At 71.7% G+C, this 19,803-nt stretch carries 20 protein-coding genes; 14 read left to right on the forward strand and 6 right to left on the reverse strand.

The annotated features are described in order from the left end of the window. The first annotated feature begins 17 nt into the window (after positions 1–17). The 8 genes from ACFV9M_RS24000 to ACFV9M_RS24035 all read left to right on the forward strand — a co-directional run bounded on the left by ACFV9M_RS24000 (position 18) and on the right by ACFV9M_RS24035 (position 6,367). The gene (locus tag ACFV9M_RS24000; protein WP_385067458.1) at positions 18–962 is read left to right on the forward strand and encodes a type II secretion system F family protein; all 945 of its coding nucleotides are present in this window, start codon (positions 18–20) and stop codon (positions 960–962) included. Positions 963–984: 22 nt separating this feature from the next. Continuing rightward, a complete protein-coding gene (locus tag ACFV9M_RS24005; RefSeq protein WP_385067455.1) occupies positions 985–1,872 on the forward strand; it encodes a DUF5936 domain-containing protein in 888 nt (295 codons plus the stop codon). 19 nt (positions 1,873–1,891) lie between these two features. Further along, positions 1,892–3,301 carry a sensor histidine kinase gene (locus ACFV9M_RS24010; protein ID WP_385067452.1) on the forward strand — a complete coding sequence of 470 codons (1,410 nt, stop codon included), beginning with the start codon at positions 1,892–1,894 and terminating at the stop codon, positions 3,299–3,301. Positions 3,302–3,383: 82 nt separating this feature from the next. Then, positions 3,384–4,175 (forward strand): response regulator, encoded by a 792-nt coding sequence (locus tag ACFV9M_RS24015; RefSeq protein ID WP_385067449.1) that lies wholly within the window; start codon positions 3,384–3,386, stop codon positions 4,173–4,175. Between the two features lie 123 nt (positions 4,176–4,298). Next, positions 4,299–4,529, forward strand: coding sequence for a Flp family type IVb pilin (locus tag ACFV9M_RS24020; RefSeq protein ID WP_385067509.1), 231 nt, complete (start codon positions 4,299–4,301; stop codon positions 4,527–4,529). Next, the gene (locus ACFV9M_RS24025) at positions 4,526–5,119 is read left to right on the forward strand and encodes a pilus assembly protein TadG-related protein (RefSeq protein ID WP_385067506.1); all 594 of its coding nucleotides are present in this window, start codon (positions 4,526–4,528) and stop codon (positions 5,117–5,119) included. Before ACFV9M_RS24020 ends, ACFV9M_RS24025 begins: the two co-directional genes overlap by 4 nt. 34 nt (positions 5,120–5,153) lie before the next feature. Then, positions 5,154–5,732 (forward strand): hypothetical protein, encoded by a 579-nt coding sequence (locus tag ACFV9M_RS24030; protein WP_385067446.1) that lies wholly within the window; start codon positions 5,154–5,156, stop codon positions 5,730–5,732. Positions 5,733–5,740: 8 nt separating this feature from the next. After that, complete coding sequence (locus ACFV9M_RS24035; protein ID WP_385067444.1) at positions 5,741–6,367, forward strand: OmpA family protein; 627 nt, start codon at positions 5,741–5,743, stop codon at positions 6,365–6,367. Between the two features lie 32 nt (positions 6,368–6,399). On the opposite strand, the gene ACFV9M_RS24040 is transcribed toward ACFV9M_RS24035, so the two are convergent. Beyond that, positions 6,400–6,813 carry a DUF192 domain-containing protein gene (locus ACFV9M_RS24040; RefSeq protein WP_385067441.1) on the reverse strand — a complete coding sequence of 138 codons (414 nt, stop codon included), beginning with the start codon at positions 6,811–6,813 and terminating at the stop codon, positions 6,400–6,402. A gap of 72 nt (positions 6,814–6,885) precedes the next feature. Between ACFV9M_RS24040 and ACFV9M_RS24045 the strand changes: the two genes are divergently transcribed. The 5 genes from ACFV9M_RS24045 to ACFV9M_RS24065 all read left to right on the forward strand — a co-directional run bounded on the left by ACFV9M_RS24045 (position 6,886) and on the right by ACFV9M_RS24065 (position 13,413). Next, positions 6,886–7,452 (forward strand): dihydrofolate reductase family protein, encoded by a 567-nt coding sequence (locus tag ACFV9M_RS24045; RefSeq protein WP_385067438.1) that lies wholly within the window; start codon positions 6,886–6,888, stop codon positions 7,450–7,452. An 849-nt stretch (positions 7,453–8,301) separates the two neighbouring features. Then, positions 8,302–9,075 carry an isoprenyl transferase gene (locus ACFV9M_RS24050; RefSeq protein WP_385067437.1) on the forward strand — a complete coding sequence of 258 codons (774 nt, stop codon included), beginning with the start codon at positions 8,302–8,304 and terminating at the stop codon, positions 9,073–9,075. A 377-nt stretch (positions 9,076–9,452) separates the two neighbouring features. Continuing rightward, positions 9,453–10,778 carry a PhoH family protein gene (locus tag ACFV9M_RS24055; RefSeq protein WP_385067435.1) on the forward strand — a complete coding sequence of 442 codons (1,326 nt, stop codon included), beginning with the start codon at positions 9,453–9,455 and terminating at the stop codon, positions 10,776–10,778. A gap of 418 nt (positions 10,779–11,196) precedes the next feature. Beyond that, positions 11,197–11,889 carry a transglycosylase SLT domain-containing protein gene (locus ACFV9M_RS24060; RefSeq protein ID WP_385067433.1) on the forward strand — a complete coding sequence of 231 codons (693 nt, stop codon included), beginning with the start codon at positions 11,197–11,199 and terminating at the stop codon, positions 11,887–11,889. A 162-nt stretch (positions 11,890–12,051) separates the two neighbouring features. Then, positions 12,052–13,413 carry an AI-2E family transporter gene (locus ACFV9M_RS24065; RefSeq protein ID WP_385067431.1) on the forward strand — a complete coding sequence of 454 codons (1,362 nt, stop codon included), beginning with the start codon at positions 12,052–12,054 and terminating at the stop codon, positions 13,411–13,413. 168 nt (positions 13,414–13,581) lie between these two features. Here the strand turns inward: ACFV9M_RS24065 and ACFV9M_RS24070 are convergent, their stop codons facing one another. Further along, a complete protein-coding gene (locus ACFV9M_RS24070; protein WP_385067428.1) occupies positions 13,582–14,115 on the reverse strand; it encodes an alkyl hydroperoxide reductase in 534 nt (177 codons plus the stop codon). Positions 14,116–14,121: 6 nt separating this feature from the next. Next, the gene (locus ACFV9M_RS24075) at positions 14,122–14,676 is read right to left on the reverse strand and encodes a peroxiredoxin (RefSeq protein ID WP_385067425.1); all 555 of its coding nucleotides are present in this window, start codon (positions 14,674–14,676) and stop codon (positions 14,122–14,124) included. Positions 14,677–14,809: 133 nt separating this feature from the next. Here ACFV9M_RS24075 and ACFV9M_RS24080 point away from each other — a divergent pair, with 133 nt between their 5' ends. Then, positions 14,810–15,844 (forward strand): LysR substrate-binding domain-containing protein, encoded by a 1,035-nt coding sequence (locus ACFV9M_RS24080; protein ID WP_385067423.1) that lies wholly within the window; start codon positions 14,810–14,812, stop codon positions 15,842–15,844. 308 nt (positions 15,845–16,152) lie between these two features. Here ACFV9M_RS24080 and ACFV9M_RS24085 read toward each other — a convergent pair whose 3' ends face one another. Genes ACFV9M_RS24085 through ACFV9M_RS24095 form a run of 3 tightly spaced genes read right to left on the reverse strand, consistent with a single transcriptional unit; the run spans position 16,153 to position 19,699 of the window. After that, positions 16,153–18,492, reverse strand: a complete 2,340-nt coding sequence (locus tag ACFV9M_RS24085; protein ID WP_385067421.1) for an ABC transporter permease — start codon at positions 18,490–18,492, stop codon at positions 16,153–16,155. Next, complete coding sequence (locus ACFV9M_RS24090) at positions 18,489–19,178, reverse strand: ABC transporter ATP-binding protein (RefSeq protein ID WP_385067418.1); 690 nt, start codon at positions 19,176–19,178, stop codon at positions 18,489–18,491. The genes ACFV9M_RS24085 and ACFV9M_RS24090 overlap by 4 nt, the downstream gene beginning before the upstream one ends. Then, entirely contained in the window at positions 19,175–19,699 is a 525-nt protein-coding gene (locus ACFV9M_RS24095; protein WP_385067416.1) for a PadR family transcriptional regulator, read from the reverse strand. Before ACFV9M_RS24095 ends, ACFV9M_RS24090 begins: the two co-directional genes overlap by 4 nt. Positions 19,700–19,803: the final 104 nt, after the last annotated feature.

Genomic DNA, 19,803 nt, shown 5'->3' on the forward strand with positions numbered 1-19,803 from the left:
CGGACAGGACACGACCCATGGATCTGAACACCCTGATCACCCTCACCACCGGCGTGACCCTCCTGACCTGCGTCCTGGCCGTGGCGGGCCTGCACACCTACGGGCGGGGCCGCGCCCAGCGGGCGGCCCTCGTCGACCGCCTCTCCGCCACCGGCCAGATCCCCCTCACCGGCCGCCGGCGCCGCTTCCGCGCCCTGGACCGGCGGCTGCGCCGTACGCACCTGGGCCGCACCCTGGAACGGAAGCTCAACGCGACGGGCCTGGACGTGACGCCGGGCGAGTTCTTCGTCTACATGCTGGCGGCGGTCGCCGCCCTGTGGCTGATCGGCCAGGCCACCCTCGCCCCCTTCTTCGGCCCCCTGGCGGGCGTCCTCGGTATCTGGGCGGCCTGGCAGTTCCTCACCTGGCAGCGCCAGAAACGCATCGAACGCTTCATCAACCAGCTCCCCGAACTCGCCCGCATCCTCGCCAACGCCACCCACGCCGGCCTCGCCCTGCGCACCGCGATCGGCATGGCCGCGGAGGAGCTGGAGGCCCCGGCCGGCGAGGAACTGGCCAAGGTCGCCAACCAGCTGGCCGTCGGCCACTCCCTCGACGACGCCCTCGGCGAACTCGCCGACCGCCTCCCCTCCCGCGAACTGGTCGTCCTCGTCACGACCCTGGTCCTCTCCAACCGGGCCGGCGGCCAGGTCGTCGGTGCGCTGCGGAACCTGACGGAGACGCTCGAGGAACGCAAGGAGACGCGACGGGAGGTGCGCACGCAGCTGTCGCAGGTGAACATGACCTCGTACGCCGTGCCGGTGCTCGGGGTCGGGGCGCTGTTCCTGATGAACAGCGTCGAGGACGGCACCCTCGACCGCATGACGGGCTCCCCCCTGGGCCAGGCGGCCGTGATCATCGCCTTCGGGCTGTACGCCGTCGGCTTCGTCCTCATCCGCCGCATGTCCCGCATCGACGTCTGAGGCCGGGGAGGAACCGCCCGCCATGGAACTGCTGCTCGCACTCGTCATGGGCCTCGGCGTCTGGGGCGCCTTCACCGGCCTGCGCATGTACCGCGCCGACGCCAAACTGCCCAGCGACCTCGCGCTGGCCCTGGAGATCGGCTCCAGCCGCACCGGCGCCGTCGGCTCCCTCGTCGACCGCCTCGGCATGCGGTACGCCCCCGCCGTCCTGCGCCTCATGGGCCCCGCGCAGGTCGCCAGGTACCGGCGCCGGATCGACCTCGCCGGAAACCCCGGCGGCCTCACCATCGACCGCTACGCCGCCCGGCGCGCGGTCTACGGCGCGGTCGGCGCCCTCGGCGGCCTGGTCGCCCTCCTCCAGGGCAGCTACTTCCTCGCCCTCCTCATGGTCGCCTTCGGCGTGTTCTGGTCCGAGGTCGGCATCTGGTCCGCCATCCGCGTCCGCAAGGACGCGATCGAACGGACGCTGCCCGACTTCCTGGACGTCCTGGCCGTCGTCGTGAGCGCGGGCCTCGGCTTCCGCCAGGCCCTCGACCGCGTGGCGTCCCGGTACGAGGGGCCGTGGGCCGACGAGATCCGCATCACGCTCCGCCAGATGGACCTCGGCATGAGCCGCCGCGAGGCCTTCGCCGAACTGCGCCGCCGCAACGACTCCGAACAGGTCGCCATGTTCGTCACGGCGCTCCAGCAGGGCGAGGAACTGGGCGCACCGATCGTGGACACGCTGGTCTCCATCGCCAAGGACATGCGCCGCACCGACGCCCAGAACGCCCGCCGCAAGGCGGCTCGGGCGGTCCCCAAGGCCACCTTGATGATCACCACGTTCATGGTCCCGGCCACCATGCTCCTCCTCGGCGCGGGCATGCTGCTCGGCTCCGGCACGGACTTCACCTCGATCACGGGCGAGTAGGGGGAGCGGGGTGACGCTCATGACGGCGACCACCAAGGGGCGCGACGACGGCCCGGACCGGCGCGACGACGGCCCGGACCGGCGCGACGACGGCCCGGACCGGCGCGACGGCCCGGGCGCGGGGGGCGGGGGAGCCGAGGGGGCACTCGCCGAGGGGCCGGTGTCCGCAGGGCCGACGCCCGAGGCCGGGCCGCCCCACGCCACCCAGCCCTCCCTCACCCTCCAGATCAACGCCCTCCAGGCCATGTGCCGCCAGGTCTTCGGCTTCCGTCTCGCCATGATCGCCCTGGCCGCCCCGGCCGCCCTCCTCAACGCCTCCCCGGGCCTGGGCGCCCGCCTGGTCGGCGCGGCCGTGGTCGTCACCTTCATGGGCTCGTACGCCCTCTTCCGCGACTGGGAACGCTTCGGCCCCCTCCTCCTGCGCCACCCCACCCTCCTGGCCGTGGACACCCTCTTCGGCACCCTCCTGCTGATCTCCGCCGGCCCGGAGACCACCCTCGCCTACGTCAGCGTCTGCACGCCCCTCCTCGCGGGCATCGTCTACGGCTGGCGCGGGGCGGCCTGCTTCGCCTCGCTCCAGGCGCTGATCCTCCTGCTCGTCCACGCCACCCTGGAGCGGGAGTCGGGCGCGAGCCTCGCCGAACGGCTGCTCCTGCCCGGCTTCTGCGTCATCACCGGCGCCGTCGGCTCCGCCCTGCGCAACCTCATGCTCCGTTTCGGTACCGCGACACACGCCCTGACCACCGTCAAGGCCCGGCTCGCCGCCACCGAGGCGGTGGCGGCCGAGCGTGCCCGTCTGGCCCGCGAGATGCACGACTCGGTGGCCAAGACCCTCCACGGTGTCGCCCTCGCCGCGGACGGCCTCGCCCGCTCGGCGGCGGCCGCCACCGTGGACCGGACCCGTGTGCAGCACCAGGCCGCGCTCATCGCCCGCGCCGCCCGCCGGGCCGCCGCCGAGTCCCGCGAACTCCTCACCGACCTGCGCCGCGAGACGGACCCCGCGCAGGGCGTCGACGTCCTGGCGGAACTGGCGGCGCGCACCCGCGACATCGCCGACCGCCTCGGCGTACCGGCCGCATTCCAGCCGACGGGCGACCGCGCGGCGCTCCCCGTCCCGCCGGCCGTGGCCCGCCACCTCCTCACGATCGCCTCGGAGGCCCTGGAGAACGCCCACCGTCACGCGGACGCGCACCGCGTCGAGGTACGGGCGGGCGTCCACGGCGGCGTGCTGCGCCTGAGCGTCCTCGACGACGGCCGCGGCCTCCCGCCCGGCACCACCCTCGAACAGCTCCGCCGCGGCGGACACTTCGGCCTCGTCGGCATGGCGGAGCGGGCCGCCTCCGTCGGCGCCCGCCTCCACCTCGGCGACGGCCCGCACTCCCGCGGCACCAGCGTGCTCCTGGAACTCCCGCTCACGGCCCTCGAATGACCCGTGGCGCCCGCCCTCCCCACGACGACCCGCCCTCCCCACGACGACCCGCCGTCCCCACGACGAAAGGAGGCCGCCTCCCATGCCGGACCGACCGCCGCAGCCGCCACCGAACCCCTTCGGAAACGTCTCCCGCCCCCGGCCGGGCGCCCGCCCGCCCCTGCGCGTCGTGATCGCCGACGACAACCCCGTGGTCCGCGCCGGTCTCGCGGCCCTCCTCTCCGACCGCGAGGACATCACGGTCGTCGCGGAGGCCGCCGACGGCCGCGAGGCCTGCGAGGCCGCCCACCGCCACCGGCCCGACCTCGTCCTGCTGGACGTCCGCATGCCCGGCGTGGACGGCCTCTCGGCCCTGCCCCACCTGGTCGGTATCGCCCCGGTCGTGATGCTTACGTACAGCGGCGAAGCGGAGGTCGTCGAGGAGGCACTGCGCCGGGGCGCGGGCGGCTACCTGGTCCACGGGGAGTTCACCGTCGAGGAGCTGGTGTCCGCCGTCCGGGACGTCCGGGAGGGCCGGGCCCACTTCACCCCGACCGCGGCGACCGCCGTACTGACCCGGCTGAGGTCGACGCAGAATGCGACTGCACACAATGGCGTAACCCAACCACCCCCATTTCCAGCGACTTCTCCCAAACGGCTTTCGCAACTGCAATCGGCTGTGGGACAGTCGCGTCGAGGATTCGAACTCAGCGCGAGGGAGGCGGAGATCATGGACCTCATCGCATCCGGCATGACCAACCAGCAGATCGCCGCCACCTGCTTCATCAGCGAGAAGACGGTCAAGAACCACATCAACCGCATCTTCGCCAAACTGCACAGCAGCAGCCGCTCCGAGGCGGCCGCCAAGTGGCTGGGAACGGCGGTGACCTCATGAGGCCCCGTCACCTCTCCGCCTGGGCCCGGATTTGGGCCCAGGGACCCTTCACCCGGCCCTCCGCTCCGCCCTACGTTCCCAGAGCCGGGAACGCCTCAAACGGAGAGGAACGCCATGAGCGACCTGAGCGACCTGCTGCTGAGGACCACCGTCGCGGCCCGGGTCCGGGTGAGCGGCTGGAAGAACACGACGGCACAGGCCGTACGACGCCGTGGCGACCGGGGACAGACCGCGGTGGAGTACCTGGGCATCATCGCGGTGGTGGTGGCGATCGTGGTGCTCATCGCCAATACGAACCTGGGTCAGACGATCGTGGACAAGTTGAGGACCCAGATCTCCAAGGTGGCTCCCTGACTCCATCCCGCAGGCGTGGCGACACAGGGCAGGTCTTCCCCATCTACATCACGGTGGTGGCGGGCCTGCTCTTTCTCGCGTTCGCGTACTTCGCGGTCGGCCAGGCAGCGGTGAACCGGAACGGCGCCCAGACCGCCGCCGACGCGGCGGCGCTCGCGGCGGCGCAGGAGACCCGGGACCAGTTGGCCGATCAGTGGCTGCTGGTCGTCAAAGACCCCACCAAATGGCAGGACGTCTTCGACGGCAACGGCGCCACCGACTCCTGCTGGCGGGCGGCGCAGCTCGCGGCGCTGAACGACGCCGGCAACGTGCAGTGCGGCCCGGACGGTCTGCTGGGATACAGGGTCACCGTCCAGGCGAACCAGTCTGCCGGAGACTCCGTCATCCCTCTCACCAGTACGACGCGGGCGCATGCTTCAGCGACCGCCGTGATCGAGCCGCTGTGCACGTTCGAACTTCCGGGCGAGGAAGCGGAGGACGAGGTCCTGCCGGAGCTCACCTGCGAGGCCAGGGACTGGGAGCTGGATCCGCAGGACCTCATCGATCTACCCGGGCCCGAGGACCTCTTCGATGTCCATCTGACCGGCTGACGTGTGAACGACGAGTGGAGAAGGAAGCAGAGTGATGAGCATGCGGTTCACCGCGAAAGCCGGCAGGGGGGCGGCCGTGCTGGCCGCCGTGATCGGGCTGACCTTGGGCGCGACCGCCTGCAGCGGTGGTGGCGACGACAAGAAGCCGCAGAGCTCGGCGTCCGCCGATCAGGGCAGTGGATCGCAGCCGAGTGCGCAGGAGGGCCAGTCCGCGGAGCCGTTGGCGGAGTTGAAGGGCCCGAGCGGGCTTCTTCTGCAGATCACCTCCGTGACGCGTGACTCCGGCGGCTTCATCACCGTGAACGGCGCCCTGAAGAACGACAGCGGGACCGAAGCCGTGATCCCGTCCGCGCTGAGCGGAAACGAGACGGAGATCATCAACAACGGGCTGTCCCTCGGCGGCGCCACCCTCGTCGACTCCAAGACCAAGAAGCGCTACTACGTCCTGCGTGACACGGAAGGCCGCCCCCTGACCACCACGGGCTTCTCGACCCTCAAGGCCGGGGAGTCGATCGACGTGTTCCTCCAGTTCCCGTCGCCGCCCTCCGACACGACCGACGTCTCCTTCCAGCTGCCGCTGTTCCCCAGCGCGGTCGTCAAGATCTCCGGGTGAGGCCGGCCATGACCCGCACCCGGACGGCGTCCGCTCCCCTCACCGTGGCGATGGTCACCGCCACGCTCCTCCTCGTCCCCCCGTCCCCCGCCCGGGCCGACGGCCCCAGCGTCCCGCCGGGCACCGAACCCACCGCCACCGCCCCCGTCGAGGTCGATCCGAACGACCCCGACCTGAAGCTCCCCGAGGGCGCCACCCTCGCCGAGCCCAAGGTGCTGGACATCAAGCAGGTCGTCGAGGACCAGAGCGGCGACGAACGCCGGGAGGACACCAACGCCGACGTGACCTTCGCTCTCCAGGCGGAGGTGCTCTTCGGCAAGAACAGCGCGACGCTCAGCGCTGCCGCGAAGGCGCGGATCGCCACGATCGCCCAGGAGATCAACACGCAGAAGGCCACCCAGGTCCGCGTCTTCGGCTTCACGGACAACCTCGGCTCCTCGGCCCACGGCGACGTCCTGTCGAAACAGCGCGCCGACGCCGTCCAGGCCGCTCTCGCGGGCGGCCTGAACGACCCGAACATCACCTTCGAGGTGCGCGGCTACGGCGAGCAGTTCCCCATCGCGGACAACTCCACCGAGGCCGGCCGCAAGAAGAACCGCCGCGTGGAGGTCACCTTCCCCCGTACCGCAAGCTGACCCGGGCCGTCACTCACCCCTCCCGCCTCCGCTCACCGCTCACCGCTCTCGCCGTCACTCCCGCTGCCGCCGTCCCCGCCACCCCCGTCGGCCACCTCCACCCGCACCGTCACGCCCACGCGAACCCCCCACCCCGCCAGGGCTCCCGCGGCCGCCTCCACCACATGCCGGGAACGCGGCCGGGGCAGCCCCAGCCGCCCCGGCGGCATGGTCCGGACGGCGATCACGGTGAGGCGGCGGTCGAGATAGGCGACGTCGATGGGGACGCGCATGCCGAAGGTGTGGACGCTCCCGGCGGGGGAGAGCAGCAACGCCCCCTCGACGCGGTCCCGGCCGAGCAGCCCTCGCGTCCGCGCCCGGTACGAGGTGGCGATCTCCAGGGGGACCCGCAGGACGACCTCGCCGCCCACCACGAGTTCCCCCCGCCCGTCACGCCAGCGTGCCATACCCGTCTCCCCTCGGCCGCGCCGCTACCCTCTGCACGGTAGCGAGCCGGGACACGCAGAGGTGGGCGTCGTATGCGCAGGATCGTCCTGATGATGTCGGTGTCCCTCGACGGGTACTTCGAGGGCCCGGACCACGACATCTCCTGGCACCGGGTCGACGACGTGCTGCACCAGCACTTCAACGACACCATCCGGGACATGGACGGCCTGATCCACGGCAGGGTCACCTACGACCTCATGGCCGCCTTCTGGCCCACGGCCGACGCCGACCCCGAAACGAGCGCGACCGTGGCCGAGTTCGCGGGCATCTGGCGCGACATCCCGAAATACGTGTACTCGCGGACCCTGGAACGGGCCGACTGGAACACGACGATCGTCCGGGAGGTCGTACCCGAGGAGGTCATCGCCCTGAAGAACCGGCCGGGCAACGGCGACCTCGGCCTCGGAGGCGCCGACCTCGCCGCCGCCTTCCTCCGGCACGACCTGGTGGACGAGATCCGGCTCTACGTCCACCCTGTCCTCCTCGGCCGCGGCAAACCCCTCTTCCCGTCCACCGGCACCACCACCTCCCTCCACCTCATCGAATCCCGCGCCTTCCCCAACGGAGTCACCCTGCTGCGCTACACGGTCCACCGCTGACCACGGCCACGGCGCGCTCACGTGGCGGCACGGTCCCACCGCGCCCCCGCCGCAGCCGATCGGAACAGCGCATTCCGTCTTACTCCGCGACAGAACGCCACGCCATCTCCACAGGGTTTCCACATCGTTATCGTCGGCGGTTCGCATCACCCGTCTGCCTCACGTAAGTTCATGGCCAGGCAATTCGCGCCAGCAAATCAGCGCGGGCGTCACCGCGCGGTGGAGGGGGCTGCGCGGTGCCGTCCGCGTCAAGGCGGTGCGCGCCCCCGGGGTAGCCCGTCGGAGGGACGGCCGTCCGCCTGCCCGATACGGGGCGAAGTGAAGCGGATACCTCCACTTCCGTTGCCGTATGACTGATCGACCTGTGAATCCGCTGTCTTTCGGCCATGCGCCATCGGAAAACCTGGTCGCGCGGGACCAGCGCCGCGTCGTCGCGCGGCTTCGGAGAGTAATTGTGGCGCGCTGATGCACGCACCATCCCTCACGAAGGGTTATGGTGGAGACCCCCCCTCGGGCCGGTCCGTCTCCCCCCCCACGGACCGGCCCGTTTTTTTGCCCGCGTGCGCCCCCGGGCGGCGGGGCCGGAGCGTGCGTCCGGCGAGTGCCACACCGACTCCAAGCCGCGCCGACTCCAAGCAGCACCGACCCCGTGCCACGCCGTCCCGTGCCGCCCCGACCCCGTGCCGCCCCGACCCCGTGCCGCCCCGACCCCGTGCCGCATCGGCCCCATGCCGCGCCGTCGGCGGCCCCCGAGCGCCACGGGCCGGGCCCCGCGGGGGTAGGCTTCCGCCTCGCGGGGACCGCATCCGCCCGGAGGGACCGCATCCGCACGGAGGGGCTGACATTCACGTGAACCTGCGCGACAAGCTGCGCGGCCTGCTGGTGAGGCTGTACGCACGCCGGGTGGAGGGCCACCTGGACCACGCTCAGGTGCCCAAGCACATCGGCGTCATCATGGACGGCAACCGCCGCTGGGCGAAGGCCGCCGGCTCCACCACCGTGCACGGCCACCGGGCCGGGGCCGAGAAGATCGAGGAGTTCCTCGGCTGGTGCTCGGAGACGGACGTCGAGGTCGTCACCCTCTGGCTGCTGTCCACGGACAACTTCGACCGCGCCAAGGAAGAACTCGTCCCCCTCCTCGGCATCATCGAGGACGTCGTGCGCACCCTCGCCGCCGACGGCCGCTGGCGGGTGCACCACGTCGGCACCCTCGACCTGCTCCCGGCCGGCATGCAGCACACGCTGAAGGAGGCCGAGGAGAGCACCGCCCACACCGACGGGATACTGGTCAACGTGGCCATCGGCTACGGCGGCCGCCAGGAGATCGCCGACGCCGTCCGCTCGATGATCCTCGACGCCCAGGACAACGGCGTCTCGATGGAGGACCTCGCCGAGTCCGTCGACATCGACATGATCGGCCGTCACCTCTACACGGGCGCCCAGCCCGACCCCGACCTCGTGATCCGCACCAGCGGGGAGCAGCGGCTGTCCGGATTCATGCTGTGGCAGACGGCCCACTCCGAGTACTACTTCTGCGACGTCTTCTGGCCGGCCTTCCGCAAGGTCGACTTCCTGCGCGCCCTGCGCGACTACGCGGCCCGCCACCGCCGTTTCGGCGGCTGACACACCCCCCGCCGGCCACCCGTTCGGGCGTATCCCGCCCCGCCCCGGAGCCCACCCCCACCGCCCCCGCGAAACGTCGCGAGTGCCCCGGTCGGTGCGGAAGTAACAAGGAGTTCACCAGCGCGCCGTTCCGGGCCGTGGCATGGCGGCGCGTGTTCGAGGGCATAGTCCAACCAGGTCGACGCCCGAACCACGGGTGTCGCATCCTCAGTGGGCGGCACGGGGCCGTCCGCCCGGGAGGCCCTTTGCACCAGCCCGATCGTGCGGTCAGCACGGACGCAGCGGAGGGCCGGTTTTCGGCCCGTGCAGGGGCGCCGAACTCCGGTCCAGCTCCACTCCGTCGCTCCCCGACCTCATCCGAGGGGGTACGTCCTTCCGTGGTGACCAGCACAAAGCGCCACAAGCCCGACCGGCGCACCTACGTTCTCGACACCAGCGTCCTGCTGGCCGACCCGAACGCCCTGACCCGCTTCGACGAGCACGAGGTCGTGCTCCCCATCGTCGTGGTCACGGAGCTGGAGGCCAAGCGGCACCATCCCGAACTCGGCTACTTCGCCCGGCAGGCCCTGCGCCTGCTGGACGACTACCGGGTGCGGTACGGACGCCTCGACGCGCCCATCCCGATCGGGGAACTGGGCGGGACCCTCCGTGTCGAGCTCAACCACTCGGACCCCAGCGTGCTGCCCACCGGCTACCGCCTGGGGGACAACGACTCACGCATCCTCGCGGTCGCCCGCAACCTGCAGGCCGAGGGGTTCGACGTCACCGTCGTGTCGAAGGACCTCCCGCTCAGGATCAAGGCGTCCTCCGTCGGGCTCCTCGCCGAGGAGTACCGGGCGGAACTCGCCATCACGGACTCCTCCGGCTGGACCGGGATGTCCGAACTGACCCTGTCGGGCGAACAGGTGGACATCCTCTTCGACGAGGGGCACGTGTACGTGCCGGACGCCTCCGACCTCCCCGTACACACCGGCCTGACCATCCAGTCCGAGCGCGGCAAGGCGCTCGGCCGGGTGACGCCCGAGGGCAACGTCCGGCTGGTGCGCGGCGACCGGGAGGCGTTCGGCATCAAGGGCCGCAGCGCCGAGCAGCGCATCGCGCTCGACCTGCTGCTCGACCCGGACATCGGGATCCTGTCCATGGGCGGCCGGGCCGGCACCGGCAAGTCGGCGCTCGCGCTGTGCGCGGGCCTGGAGGCGGTCCTGGAGCGCCGTCAGCACCAGAAGGTGATGGTCTTCCGTCCGCTGTACGCGGTGGGCGGGCAGGAACTGGGCTATCTGCCCGGCACCGAGGCCGAGAAGATGAGCCCATGGGCGCAGGCGGTCTTCGACACCCTGTCGGCGGTCACCAGCCGCGAGGTCATCGAGGAGGTCACCGCCCGCGGCATGCTGGAGGTCCTCCCGCTCACCCATATCCGCGGCCGCTCGCTCCATGACGCGTTCGTGATCGTGGACGAGGCCCAGTCGCTCGAACGGAACGTCCTGCTGACCGTTCTGTCCCGTATCGGCGCCAATTCGCGGGTCGTTCTCACCCACGACGTGGCACAAAGGGACAATCTGCGCGTCGGCCGATATGACGGAGTGGTCGCCGTGGTGGAGAAACTGAAGGGCCATCCGCTCTTCGCGCACGTCACCCTGAACAGGTCCGAGAGGTCCCAGATCGCGGCCCTTGTGACCGAAATGCTGGAGGACGGGCCGATCTGAGCCGTCTGCTCGATTCGGCAGAGGTCACACGGTAGTTGGCGCCGTCCGGCAAAGGCTGTGAGCCTAGTCGGGCGGCGCCTTCGTGTGTGGCCGAACGGCGAAATCCCGGGGGGCGAACAGGATGTGAGCTTTCACACCCGACTCGGAATTGCCTTGCGGCGCTGGATTACGGCAGAGTCTCACTCCTGTCAGGCCCCGCATACGACACATCTGCGCCCCCATCGGTGCGGCACCACAAGCGCTTCACAGCCAACTCCATACCGACCGTCGTATGCCGCCCGAGCACCACGCGGCGCTCCCCAGGGGGAGTTGCCCACCGGGCCCGCGCCTCCGTGACCCCGCAGTGGGGAGGCCAGTGCCAGGGGCACGATCGCGTCCGCCAGGGTCACCTCAGCGGGCGATGCTGGAAGGAAACCGTGTGAGCCGGATCTCGGTCCGGGGATTCGCAGTGGCTTCGGCCACCGCGGTCACCGCTGTCGGAAGCGTCGTCGGCGTTGCCTCGGGCAGCACCGCGCAGACCATCGACGCTGAAACGACGGCCAGCGACGCGACCCTCCTCGCGGACATCCCTGTCGGCCAGCAGGCCCAGGTCCAGACCGCGTCCCTGACGCAGCAGGCCAGCGTCCAGGCGATCGCCGCGGACGAGAGCGCCAAGAAGGACGCCGAGGAGGCGGCCCGCAAGGCGGCCGCCAAGACCGCGATCGCCAAGAAGGAGGCCGCCGAGAAGGCGGCCGAGGAGGCCAAGGAGCGCGCCGAGGCGAAGGCCGCGGCGGCCAGCCGCAGCGCGTCCGCCTCCAGCTTCCCGGTCCAGAGCTCCTACACCGTCGCGCAGATCCAGGCGATGGCGGCGCAGATGGTGCCCAGCGGCCAGTTCCAGTGCTTCAGCAACATCGTGAACCACGAGTCGAGCTGGAACTACCAGGCCGTCAACGCCTCCTCCGGCGCCTACGGCCTCTTCCAGGCCCTGCCCGGCTCCAAGATGTCGTCCGTCGGCTCCGACTGGCAGACGAACCCGGCCACCCAGATCAAGTGGGGCCTCAACTACATGAACGAGCGGTACGGCAGCCCCTGCGAGGCCTGGACGTTCTGGCAGGCCAACCACTGGTACTAGGTCCTCCGGTACCGCGCGCCGAGCAGGGCCCACCGCCCGCGCCCGGCGGCTCAACCCCGCGCAGCCCCTCCCCGTCCTAGGGGGAGGGGCTGTCGCCCTGTACGGTCGGAGCCGACGACTCCAGGGGGAGTGGTGGGGAGAGACGGGGGAAGAGGACGGATCATGTCGCGAGTGCCACGTTGGCTCGGTCGGATCGGTGCCGGTCTGACCAGGATGGGGGAGCGGCTCGACGAGCGCCGTGCCGAGGCCCGGCGGGAGAGCGCGGAGGCCGGGGGAACCGGACCGCTGGCGCCCGACACCCTGGTCGTCCCCCCGGAGGAACTGCCGCCGCCCACCCCCCGCCCCGACCCCGCACAGGTCGTGCCGTGGGGGGTCCGGGTCGCCGCCGAGGCGGGCTGGCGGCTGCTGGTGCTCGCGGGGACCGTCTGGGTCCTGATGAAGGTCATCAGCGCCGTCCAACTCGTGGTGCTGGCCTTCGTGGTGGCGCTGCTGCTCACCGCCCTGCTGGAGCCCACCGTCGCCCGCCTCAAGCGCCTGGGCGTGCCCCGGGGCCCCGCGACCGCCCTGACGGCCATCCTCGGGTTCGTCGTCATCGGGCTGATGGGCTGGTTCGTGACCTGGCAGGTCATGGAGAACATCGACACCCTCTCCGACCAGGTCCAGGACGGCATCGACGACCTGCGGCGCTGGCTGCTCAACAGCCCGTTCCACGTCACCGACAAGCAGATCAACGGCATCGCCGAGAACCTGCGCGACGCCGTCGGCGCCAACACCGACGAGATCACCTCGGCCGGCCTGGAGGGCGTCACCGTCGTCGTCGAGGCCCTCACGGGCATCCTGCTCGCGTTCTTCTCGACGCTGTTCCTGCTCTACGACGGCAAGCGCATCTGGCAGTGGACCCTCAAGCTGGTCCCGGCCACCGCCCGGGCCGGCGTGGCGGGCGCGGGCCCGCGCGCCTGGGCGACGCTCACGGCGTACGTGCGCGGCACGGTGATCGTCGCGCTGATCGACGCGATCTTCATCGGCCTGGGCATCTACTTCCTCGACGTGCCCATGGCGGTGCCGCTCGCCGTCTTCATCTTCCTGTTCTCCTTCATCCCGCTGGTCGGCGCGGTCGCCTCCGGCGCGCTGGCCGTCGTGGTCGCGCTGGTGACGCAGGGCGTGTTCACCGCGGTGATGACCCTGGCGGTGGTCCTCGCCGTCCAGCAGATCGAGGGCCACATCCTCCAGCCGTTCATCCTCGGCCGGGCGGTACGCGTCCACCCGCTGGCGGTGGTGCTGACGGTCGCCGCCGGAGGCATGGTCGCCGGCATCGGCGGCGCCGTGGTCGCCGTACCGCTGGTGGCGGTGTCCAACACGGTCGTGAGCTATCTGGCCGCGTACTCGCGGGAGTCGGCGCTGCGGCAGGCACCACGGCCGCGGGGGGCCACGGCGCTGGACGTGGCGCCGGTGGCGCCGATGGCGCCCATCGAGGCCGGGGACCACTCCGGCCCGTCGGGGGGTGCCCCCTCCGGGGAAGCCTGAAGGGACTGGGGGAGCCCGGAAGTCGGGGGAACCTGAAGGAGCCCGGGGGAACCTGAAGGAGCCCGGAAGTCGGGGGAGCCTGAAGGAGCCGGGGGAGCCCGGAAGTCGGGGGAGTTCGACGGAGCCCCGCCCACCACCCGGGTGGACGGGGCTCGCGTACGACCGGCCCTACTCGGAGAGCACCGCTTCCGTCTCCAGGGTCACGCCGACCGCCTGGACCACCGAGGCGATCTTGAACGCTTCCTGGATCACCTCGCGCTCGACGCCCGCCTTGCGCAGCACCTGCTCGTGCGAGTCCAGGCACATGCCGCAGCCGTTGATGGCGGAGACGGCGAACGACCACAGTTCGAAGTCGGTCTTGTCGACCCCGGGGTTGCCGATGACGTTCATCCGCAGTCCCGCCCGCAGGTTGCCGTACTCGTGGTCCGACAGCAGGTGCCGGGTGCGGTAGAAGACGTTGTTCATCGCCATGATCGCGGCGGCGGACTTGGCGGCCGTGTACGCCTCCGGCGAGAGGTTCGCCTTCGCCTCCGGCTCCAGCTCGCGCAGGACGATCGGGGAGCGGGAGGCGATCGCGGTCGCCAGCACCGTGCCCCACAGCTGCTGCGCGGGAAGGTCGGAGTTGCCGATGACCGAACCCAGGTTGAGCCTCAGGTCCTTGGCGTAGTCCGGTACACGGGACTTCAGGGTGTCGAGGGCCATGTCAGGTCACTCCCCGGCCAGCAGCTTGACCGGGTCGAGGGTGTCCTCGCCCTTGGACCAGTTGCAGGGGCACAGCTCGTCGGTCTGCAGGGCGTCCAGGACCCGCAGGACCTCCTTGGGGTTCCGGCCGACGGAACCGGCGGTGACCATCGTGAACTGGATCTCGTGGTTCGGGTCCACGACGAACACGGCACGCTGGGCGAAGCCGTCCTCGCCCTCGATGCCGAGCTCGCGCATCAGCTCGTGCTTGGAGTCGGCCATCATCGGGAACGGCAGGTCCGTCAGGTCCGGGTGGTCCTTGCGCCAGGCGTGGTGGACGAACTCGGAGTCGCCGGAGAAGCCCAGGATCTGCGCGTCGCGGTCGGCGAACTCGTCGTTCAGCTTGCCGAAGGCGGCGATCTCCGTCGGGCACACGAAGGTGAAGTCCTTCGGCCACGCGAAGACCACGAGCCACTTGCCCTCGTAGGACTTGTGGTGGATCTGTTCGAACTCCTTGCCCTTCTCCAGCGAGACGCAGGCGGTCAGTTCGAATTCGGGGAACTTGTCACCGACGGTGAGCACAGGCCCTCCTTGCAGCGAGGAAACGTCCGGATCGCGGACATTTCCCATGGGTTGGACGGAGGCGATCGTGGCACATAGTGCATTGATTACGGAAATGGCTACACTCGATTGGGTTGATCGGAGGTGGTTATCAGTGACCGTCAGTAATGTCGGCGCCAAGGGTGTGGGCGGCGCGGGGGCCAAGCGGCGGCAGCCCACCCTGGCCCAGTTGAGGGCCTTCGCGGCCGTCGCCGAGCACCTGCACTTCAGGGACGCGGCCGCCGTCATCGGCATGAGCCAGCCCGCCCTGTCCGGCGCCGTCTCCGCGCTGGAGGAGACTCTCGGCGTGAGCCTCCTGGAGCGTACGACTCGCAAGGTGCTGCTCTCCGCGGCCGGCGAGCGGCTCGCCGTACGGGCGAAGGCGGTGCTGGAGGAGGTCGGGGCGCTGCTGGAGGAGGCCGAGGCGGTCCGGGCGCCCTTCACCGGCGCGCTGCGCCTCGGCGTCATCCCCACGGTCGCGCCCTATCTCCTGCCCACCGTCCTGCGCCTGCTCCACGAGCGCTACCCGCTCCTCGACCTCCAGGTCCACGAGGAGCAGACCGCCAACCTCGTCGACGGCCTGCACAGCGGCCGGCTCGACCTGCTGCTGCTCGCCGTACCGCTCGGGGTGCCCGGAATGCGGGAACTCCCGCTGTTCGACGAGGACTTCGTGCTCGTCACCCCGCTCGGCCACCGGCTCGGCGGCCGGCAGGGCATCCCGCGGGAGGTGCTCAAGGAACTGAACCTGCTGCTCCTGGACGAAGGGCACTGCCTGCGTGACCAGGCGCTCGACATCTGCCTCGAGGCCGGGCGCGGCATGAGCGGGGCGGGGCGGCCCTCGCCCGAGGGCGGGGGCGGGCGTCGGAAGGGCGCGCCGGTGACGACCACCGCCGCCGGACTCTCCACGCTCGTCCAGCTCGTCGCCGGCGGACTCGGCTGCACCCTGCTGCCGCGTACCGCCGTCACCGTCGAGGCCAGCCGCTCCACCCGGCTCCTCACGGGCTCCTTCGCCGATCCCGCCCCCACCCGCCGGATCGCCCTCGCCATGCGGGCCGGCGCCGCCCGCGGGGCGGAGTACACGGAGCTGGCGGCCGCCCTGCGCGAGGCGCTGCGGCCGCTGCCGGTGCGGGTGCTCGACGCCGACGACTGAGACCCGCCAACCGGTCGGACGAGCGCCGGACCAGGCGGATCGAGCCCAGCGATGAGGTCACCTGGGGGAGGTCGCAGATCGCAGGCCACAGGTCGCAGGTCACAGGTCGCAGGTCACAGGTCGCAGGTCGCAGGTCGGACATCCGCCATGGGTCGCTCCGCCCCGGCGGGCGGGACGGCTTCACCTCGCGGCATGGGCCCCTCACCCCCGCGCCGGGTGAGGGGCCCATGCCGTGCGGGCTGAGGGGCCGGGTCGTGCGGGGGGGGGAGGGCCGGGTCGTGCGAGGGGGAGGGCCGGGTCGTGCCGGTCTACTCCGTGCGCAGCCCGTCCGGCCGCATCAGCCGCACCAGCGGGGGCAGGCTCAGCAGCGTCACCAGGAGGACGACCGCCGTGCCGCAGCCGGCCATGGCCAGGACGCTCGCCCAGTCCACCCCCACCGGCGTGCCCGTCATCCGCAGCAGCACCGCGCCCAGCGTGAGTCCCACCACGCAGGCCAGCAGCAGGCCCAGCGCGACCGGGATCACCGTCTGCCACAGCACCGACAGGCCCAGCGTGCGCCGCCGGGTGCCGAGGGCGACCAGCGACGACAGCAGTCTGCGGCGCTCACGCAACTGCTCCAGCTGCGACACCAGAAGGCTCGCCCCGATCAGCGCCAGCACGCAGACGGCGCCGACGAGCAGCCCCGTGCGCAGGGAGTCGAACTGCTCGGACGTGGTCGTGGCCGACCAGGTCATCGGATCGGCGAGCGGGTCGATCGCGGCGGCGGTGTTGCGGACGTGGTCGACGGCGTCGGGCACCGACTCGTCGACCGAGAGGTAGAGCTGACCGGCGACCGCGGTCTCCAGGTCCTCGGGCAGCGCGGCCGGTGTCATCAGGAAGCCGCCGCGCCGGGTGCCGGTCGGGTCCTCGACCGCGTGGGCGCGGGTGACACCCGCCGGGACGGTCCAGACGACCTCCGCGCGGCCGCCGGGGGAGGACGGATCCAGGTACAGCTTCCTGCCGGGCACGTTCAGCTTCGGCCCGTCGGTGGAGTAGTCGGAGCCGTCGAGGACGAACAGGTCGCCGTCCGCGCAGGACGGCAGCTCGGCCACCTCGCGCAGCGCCGCGCAGTCGCCGACGGTCAGCTCGGTGGCGAGGTCCGGCCCGCTCTCGCCGCGCCAGCTGGAGTCGCCGAAGGAGCCCTCCCACAGGGCCGTGACCTTCCGTACGCCCGCGGTGCCGGCGAACTTCTCGGCGGTCGGGGCCATCGGGGTGCCGTCCGGCACGCTCACCTGCATCTGGGCCCGGCCGAGATCCTGCTCGGTGCGCTCGGTGTAGTCGCCGTCGACGCCCGCGAACAGCATCTGGAGCGCGATCGCCCCGGCCACCGCCACCGCGATGCCGTTGACCATCCGGGCCGCCGAGCCGCTGCTCACCTGGAGGCGGCGCACGGCGAGCTGCCAGGCGACACCGCCCGCGCCCAGCCGGGCGACGAACCGCTCCACCAGCCACGGCAGCAGCGCGGTGACCCCGACCAGGAGGAGCAGGACGCCGCCGACCACCAGGTACTGGTTGAAGTCGCCCTCGGCGCGGCCCTGCCCGACCATCGGGTGGAGCATCGCGAGTCCGGCCAGCGGCAGCAGCAGCCGCCACCACAGCCGGCGCCGGGCGGGCCGCGCCGCCCGCACCACGCCGAGCGGCTCGATCACCACCGCGCGCAGCGCGAACAGGGTGACCAGGACGGCGGCGGCCGGGACCGCCACCGCGACCAGCGCGGCGAGCGCGGGGGAGGGGTCGAGGTAGCCGGGCCACACGCTGATGTCCATCACCTCCACCGAGCCCGCCAGCTGACGTCCGGTCAGGAAGAACACCGTGCCGACGGCCAGGCCGAGGAGGGAGCCGGCCATCGCCTCGCCCGCCGCGATGCGCCGGGTCATCCGGCTGTCGGCGCCGACCAGCCGCAGCGCGGCGAGCCTGCGGTCGCGCCGCTCGCCGCCCATGCGGACGGCCGCCGCGACGAACACCGCGACCGGCATCAGCAGCACCACGATCACGACGATGTTCAAAAGGACGAGGACCGGGTCGGTCTCCTCCTCCGTCGGGTTCCGGTCCCCGAACCGCTCCAGCCGGGACACCGTCGAGCCGTCGATGTGCGCGGCGAGCCCGGAGGCACCCGCGTAGTAGGCGAGTTCCCGCGAGCCGATGAGCCCGCTCTCCCCGATGGTCCCGACGATCCGGTACGGCAGCCGCTCGCGCAGCAGCTTCGCCCCGTCCGAGGCGAGCAGTTCCCCCAGCGCGGGGGAGACCACCATCTCGCCGAGCTCCGGGTAGGCGTCCACGCCGGGCGGCAGCGGCGCGCGCGGCCCCTCCGGCTGCACCAGCCGGCCGCGCACGTCCCGGTCCCGGAACTCCGTGTCGACGTCGGCGATGAGCAGGGTGTCGTCGGCCGCGGGCGGCGGCTCGGAGTCGAACGTGTAGTCCATGCGGGCCTGTTCGCGGGCGTGCCGCTCCGCGAGCGCGTTCGGCAGCGCGGTCGACAGCAGCAGCAGTGCCACGCCGAGTCCGACGCCCACCGCCGTCAGCACGGTCCTGACCCAGCCCTCCCGCCCGCCGGCGAAGGCGAACCGGACCCCCAGCCCCAGGTCCCGAGGCCACTGCGGCAGGCTCATACGATCCGCTCCATGTCCCGGGACCTACCGTCCCGTACGACGATCTCGCGGTCGGAGTAGGCGGCCACCCGTGCCTCGTGCGTGACCAGGACGACGGCGGTGTTCGCGGACCGGGCGGCCTCGGTGAGGAGCTCCATCACGCGCTCGCCGTTGAGGGAGTCCAGCGCGCCGGTCGGCTCGTCGGCGAACACTACCCGCGGGCCGGTGACCAGCGAGCGCGCCACGGCCACCCGCTGCCCCTGCCCGCCCGACACCTCGCCGGGCCGCTTGGCGCGCAGGTCGTCGACCTCCAGCCGCTCCATCCAGGCCAGCGCGGTCCGCTCCGCCTGCTTGCGCGGGGTGCCGTTCAGCCGGAGCGGTAACGCCACGTTCTCCACACAGGTCAGCTCCGGCACGAGCTGCCCGAACTGGAACACGAACCCGAACTCCGAGCGCCGCAGCGCGCTGCGCCGGGCGTCGCCCAGGGCGGTGAGCTCCTGCCCGTCGTACGTGATCGAGCCCGAGTCGGGTGTCACGATCCCGGCGAGGCAGTGCAGCAGCGTGGACTTGCCGGACCCGGACGGGCCCATGACGGCGACGACCTCGCCGGGGTGGATGGAGAACTCGGCGCCGTCGAGGGCGAGGGTCGGACCGTAGGCCTTGCGCAGGTTCTCGGCGGCGAGCAGCGAGCCGGCGGGGGCGCTCATGCGGTCACCGCCGCGCGCAGCCTGTCGAGGCGCGCGGCGGTCAGCTCCAGCCAGCGCAGGTCGGCCTCGAGGTGGAACAGGGCGTGGTCGCAGATCAGCTGGTCGGCGAGGTCTCCCCGGCGCTTGCGGTCGGTCAGGATGCGCATGCCGCGCAGGTGCTCGGCGCGCTGGGTGTCGAGGATCTCGGCCGCGTCGCGGTGGGTGAGCAGCGCCAGGACGACCTTGGTGTACAGCGTCGACTGGAGGTACGGCTCGGGCTTCTCGGGCGTGGCGAGCCAGCGGGCGAGGTCGGTGACGCCGGCGTCGGTGACGGCGTACCGCTTCCGCTCCGGGCCGCCGCCCGCCTCGATGCCGTCGACTTCCACGAGCCCGTTCTTCAGCAGGCGGGACATCGTCGAGTAGACCTGGCCGTAGTGCAGCGGCCGGTCGTGACCGAATTTCTCGTCGAAGGCCCGCTTGAGGTCGTAGCCGTGGCGGGGCCCGGACTCCAGGAGTCCCAGAAGGGTGTGACCGATGGACATGGGGGCAACTGTACACACGGTGTATACGCGGTGTGTATAAAAGCGATGCGGAGTCGGTGCGGAGTCGGTGCGGGGAGCGGGTGAGTGCGCAGGTGGGGGCCGAT

Source organism: Streptomyces sp. NPDC059895 (assembly GCF_042731035.1).
Taxonomy (GTDB): domain Bacteria; phylum Actinomycetota; class Actinomycetes; order Streptomycetales; family Streptomycetaceae; genus Streptomyces.